This window comes from uncultured Gimesia sp. (genome assembly GCF_937910335.1).
In the GTDB taxonomy this organism is placed as follows: Bacteria; Planctomycetota; Planctomycetia; order Planctomycetales; family Planctomycetaceae; genus Gimesia.
The window spans coordinates 1-5,330 of record NZ_CALEMX010000526.1 but is presented as its reverse complement, the minus strand read 5'-3'; the positions used below and the strand labels follow the sequence as shown (position 1 = coordinate 5,330).

The window sequence follows — 5,330 nt, the reverse complement described above, 5'->3', positions numbered from 1 at the left end:
GAACTTCTGACTCATTCGGGAGGCAGCTTTGGCGCGGCGGTACTCGCCTCGTGGCTGGGGCAGGAAGTGACGGCAGCACCTGTTTCCAACCTGAACGGCGGCTTGCATCATCCGGCGAAGGCGAAACGAGTCATTCAGTTGTTTATGAACGGCGGCGCGAGCCCGATGGACACGTTCGACTATAAACCGGAACTGGTGCGACTGCATGGTCAGATGCTGGGGCCCAAAGAAAAACCCGAAGGTTTCACTGCCGCAGCCGGTGCGGTGATGAAAAGTCCGTTCGAATTTGCTCAGCATGGTGAAACCGGCCGCTGGGTCAGCACGGTTTTTCCGCATCAGGCGAAGATCGTTGACGAATTGGCGTTCCTGATGGCCATGACGACGAAAACCAACGTGCATGGTCCGGCCAGCTATATGATGAATACTGGGTTTATGTTGCCCGGGTTTCCCAGTATGGGTTCCTGGATCTCTTATGCCTTGGGAAATATTGCGGACGATCTTCCGACCTTCGTTGTGCTGCCCGATTCGCGCGGGCTGCCTTACAATCAAAAAGCAGATTTCAGTTGTGGATTCCTGCCGGCAAAACATCAGGGTACGCTGGTCAACGCAACAAGTAAAACACCGATTCCGAATCTGTTTGCCGATTCGAAATACAAATTTGCACAAAAGAAGGCCGATAAAGATACGTTTGTGTTATTGCAACAGCTGAATCGAAAACATGCAGCACCACGCCCCGACGATTCCAGGCTGGAAGCACGGATTGCCGCCGGTGAACTTGCCGCGAAAATGCAACTGAGTGCGCCGGAAGCGTTTGATTTGGCAAGAGAGTCGAAAGAAACGCATGCCGCTTATGGACTGAATGAGAAAATCACTGAAGACTTTGGCAGGCGCTGTTTGCTGGCCAGGCGTCTTCTGGAACGTGGGACGCGTTTCGTTCAAGTCTGGAGTGGTCCACAGGGAGCCGTCAATAACTGGGACAACCACAGCAATATTCAAAATCAGTTGCCTCCCATGGCTAAAAGTGTTGATCAGCCGATTGTCGCATTATTTCGAGATTTAAAGTCGCGCGGTTTGCTTGACGATACTCTCGTTGTCTGGACGACCGAGTTTGGTCGGACCCCCTTTGCTCAGGGCAGTCTCGGACGGGATCACAATCGCGGCACGTTTGTGACCTGGCTGGCGGGTGCGGGAATCAAAGCGGGAACGAGTTTTGGTAAAAGTGATGATCTGGGATATCAGACGGCAGAGGGTAAGACCTATTGTTACGATCTGCATGCCACGATACTGCATTTATTGGGCATTGATCACGAACGTCTGACGTATCGCACGGGGGGAATTGATCGTCGTTTGACCGACGTTCACGGGCATGTCGTGAAGGAGATTCTTGCGTGATCGTCTAGTATTGCTGCTGTAGACGAAGTTCGTTTTGGTTCACGAATTTAGTCCTGTCAACGTTCCGGTACTTGATCCGAAATGATCAGATTCAACACCGAGTTTCTGCAGGATGTTGACATACAGGTTACAAAGTGGCTTGTTCTTTTCGCGATTGAATGCCAAATGCTGTCCATGTTTGAAACCGCCACCCGCTAGCAGAATTGGTAAATTGGTATTGTCGTGTGTGTTGGCATCACCCATGTTACTGCCATAAAGGACCATAGTGCTGTCAAGTAGTCGACTGGATTCATCTTGGACACTCGCGAGAACTTTAAGCGAATGTCGTAAGAGTGACATTTGACGTCGGTCTGCCTTTTCCAGTTGTGCCAGATGGTTGGCACGCAAGCCGTGATGGCTGAGTGAATGATAACCGGTCGTACTTTTGACTTGATCCTCTAATTGAAAAACGGGTGTCGCGAATGCATCGACCATGAGCGTGACAATCCGGGTGGAGTCTGATTGTAGCGCCAGAATCGCCATCGTCAGCATCTGCTCGAACTTATCGAACAGCAGTGCTCGATCTACGATGTCCTGTGGTGCTGGTTGGTCTGTTTTGGGTTTGGGGTTCTGTTCCCATTCGCCGGCCGTAATCAATCTTTGTTCGAGTTCACGAATCGAAGTGAAATACTGGTCAAGACGTGCTCGATCATTTCGTCCCAGATTTTTGTTGAGCTGCTGAGCCGAATCTGAGACGGCATCGAGGATACTGCCACGCCGTTTCAGTTGATGTAGACGTTGTTTGATTTTGGCTGCGCTGCCCTGGATAAACATTTTTTTGAAAATACTTGCCGGACTGTCTTCAGCGGGAAGAAGTACACCGTCTCTGGTCCACGAAAGGCTGCGGTTCGCTTTATCGATATTTACACCCAGGTTCAGTGTGCGGAAGCGGGTTTGTCGACCAAGCTGTTCTGCCGCATACTGGTCGAGAGAAATCGTATTGCGGAAGCCACTGCTCGTTGGATGTCTGGCGCCAGTTAGAAAACAATTTTCGGTGGAGTGTCCTCCCTCGCATGCCGGGTGAGAGAGCCCGCTGAATACGGTGAAATCATTGGTGAATTCCTTGAGTTCCTGCAAGTAGGGAGAGAGCCGATAAGCGGTCCCGGTGGTTTCAGGAAAAAAAGGCTTTGGTAAAACACCAAGGTTATTGGAAATGAGCAGCATGCGTTTTGGCTGCAAGTTCTCACTTGATGTTGCGACGGACTTTTGAGCCATGCACTCCAATAGCGGGAGCGCCAGCGTCACACCTGCGCCGCGTAGAAAGCGGCGTCGGGAAATGTTTTTCGTTGAAGGTGGCAGATTGCATTTTGAAGTCATGAAAATCTCATTGGTTCCAGCAATAAAGTTAGATGAATCAGATACCAGTGTTTTGTGGATTACTCCCGATGAAGATCCTGCTTTGAATCAAAGCATGAATCAGGTCTCGCGTTCGATATCCCTTTTCGTGGCATTGGTCGAGAATGGTTTCTATCACGAGACGGTCTGAAAAGCGAACCGGTGTTCCCGTTGCATAAACTGTCATTTGATGCAAAAGATTACGGGCAAGCTGCCTGGGATCTGATATCAGGATTTCTTTCAACTCTTGAATGTTCTTGAATTGTTTCCCATTTTGTAGTTGTGCACTGGCATCAACGGGGCCCGCTACATAGTAAGTAAAAGCGTGTCCGGCGCGATCGATGCCGGTGACTTTAACACCACTGGCAAGGCTACGATAGCGATTCCGCCATGCGCCCATGATATCAAAGTTTTCCAGTGCGAAACCAACGGGATCGAACCTCGCATGACAAGAGGCACAGGTGGGATCTTTCGTGTGCCGTGCTAATTGTTCTCTTATCGTTGTTGCACCGCGAATATCCGGTTCGACAGCGGGAACCGAGGCAGGCGGTGGTGGAGGTGGATTGCCCATGATGCGTTCCATAATCCAGGCCCCGCGGAGTACGGGGGACGTTGTTGTGCCGTTGGCAGTGACTTTCATAATTGCTGCCTGAGTAAGCAATCCGCCGTAGGGGCTGGCATCAGGGATTTTGACGCGTTGCAAAACCGATCCGCTGATCGGTTTGAGATCATAATGACGTGCAAGACGATCATTGATGAAAGAAAAATCAGCATTCACCAGGACGGAAACTGGTAAGTTCTCTTGAATCATCGCCCTGAAAAAGGCGCGTGTTTCGGCTTCCATTGATTGAATCAGGTAATCGTCGAAGCGATACTCCGGATAAAGTCGAATGTCGGGTTCATCTCGGCGGACATCTTTCAAAGACAACCAGTAATCTGTGAAGTTCGTGACAAAGTTCGTAAAGGACTTTGATCGAATCAGGCGGTTTGTTTCTTTCCGTAATACCTGTGCATCGAGCAGTTCCCCTTTCTCAGCGTGTGTCATCAGGGGGGAATCGGGACGTGTATTACCAAGAAAGTGAGACAATCGGGCGGCGATAGCATAATGTCTTTCGGGAGAATCTATTTGAGGGTCTGCTAAATACAAAAACTGACTGGAACATAGATATGCGCTGTAACCGGTTAAGAGGGCCTCGGCCAGCGGAGTACCATTTTTGAGTTCATTCAAGACCAGTCGTTCATAAATATTGATGACATCTGGGGGCGTTGGTTTTCGCTGGGCACGTTGGATAAACCGATGCAGTAGTCGTAACGCGTCTTTCTCTGGTTGCTCAGAAACAAGTTCGACAGCTAGAGAACCCTGACTCGCCGGACGAATCGCAAGATTATCAAATAAAACTTTGTGAGAAGAGGGGGGCCACGTTTTGGAATCGATGGGGCCAGTGATTTCCAGCCATTGAAACGCAATTCCTGGATGACCGCCGTCCGGCATGGGCGGAAAATCATAATACAAGAGTGCGTTGACAGGATTGATCGCTCGCGGAACTGGTAATCCCAGCAGACTGTATTCAAATGTTTCATTTTTCTTCAGTCGAATGTTGGATTCGTAAACTGCAGCCGCTGGTTGGATATCAAGCGTATTACCTGTGGCGCGAACATCGCCTGAAACATCGGGGCCCGAGCGTTTCCTGGCACGAAAATTCATGGGGATTGAATTCCATGCCGGCCTCAAGCCGAAATCACCCACCTGACGGACAGCGCGCGCAGAAAAACGAAGATGATAAGCACCCGGTTCAATCGCCTTAAACACATCCGGATAGGCATAGTAAGGCCAGGAAGCGGATCGAAAGATCGCCAGTTCTATTTCGGGGTCGTGTTTGTTTTCTTTGCGCATCCGCGCCAGGTCAGCACCTGACAGTGGCACCATTTGCGAATGCTTTGCGTAGAACATCGCCTCACGACCGCCGTACGTGTTCGCGCTTTGGAACATGCGTGTGGCTGGCAACCGATAATGTTGAACTTTACGTGGTTGCAACCCAGAGGCGACCGCCTCTCGTAGCGCGACATCAGCGGAATTAAGATACGCATCCATTTGGATTCGGGAGATATCAAGAAAATGGGCGACTTTATTACAATGTTGTTTTTCCCGATCCGCGGGCAACATGTCACGGATATCAAGATGCGGCAGTGCGAGAAGATCGCGCAGGTTCTGTTCGTATTCACGGCGTGTCAGCCGACGCATCGGTCCACGACCTTCTTTGGATACCTCGGCAAAGTCTGAATCATGAATGGCTGTGGCGAGAATTTTGAGAAGCTTCTGTCGGTTTTTCAGCGGCAGATCCGCCTTGTCAGGAGGCATTTCGCCTGCTGCGATGCGATCATGAATTTGAACCCATTGCCGGCGAACATCCTTATGATCCAGCTGCCACGTGATGTGTGTCAGGTTGAGCCCACCCTCCGAAGTTTCCTGATTATGGCATTCGACGCACGTTTGTTTAAGAAAATCGGCGATGACTTTGCCCGGTTGTGATTCTTCCTGCTCCGCCACCGAAAACGTTGGTACA

At 50.3% G+C, this 5,330-nt stretch carries 3 protein-coding genes; 1 reads left to right on the top strand and 2 read right to left on the bottom strand.

The annotated features are described in order from the left end of the window. A partial coding sequence (locus Q0668_RS21665) for a DUF1501 domain-containing protein (protein ID WP_298868483.1) occupies positions 1 to 1,392 on the top strand: 1,392 nt, incomplete at its 5' end. A 39-nt stretch (positions 1,393 to 1,431) separates the two neighbouring features. Here the strand turns inward: Q0668_RS21665 and Q0668_RS21660 are convergent. Then, positions 1,432 to 2,748, bottom strand: coding sequence for a DUF1552 domain-containing protein (locus tag Q0668_RS21660; protein WP_298868481.1), 1,317 nt, complete (start codon positions 2,746 to 2,748; stop codon positions 1,432 to 1,434). Positions 2,749 to 2,785: 37 nt separating this feature from the next. Beyond that, a partial coding sequence (locus Q0668_RS21655) for a DUF1588 domain-containing protein (protein WP_298868479.1) occupies positions 2,786 to 5,330 on the bottom strand: 2,545 nt, incomplete at its 5' end.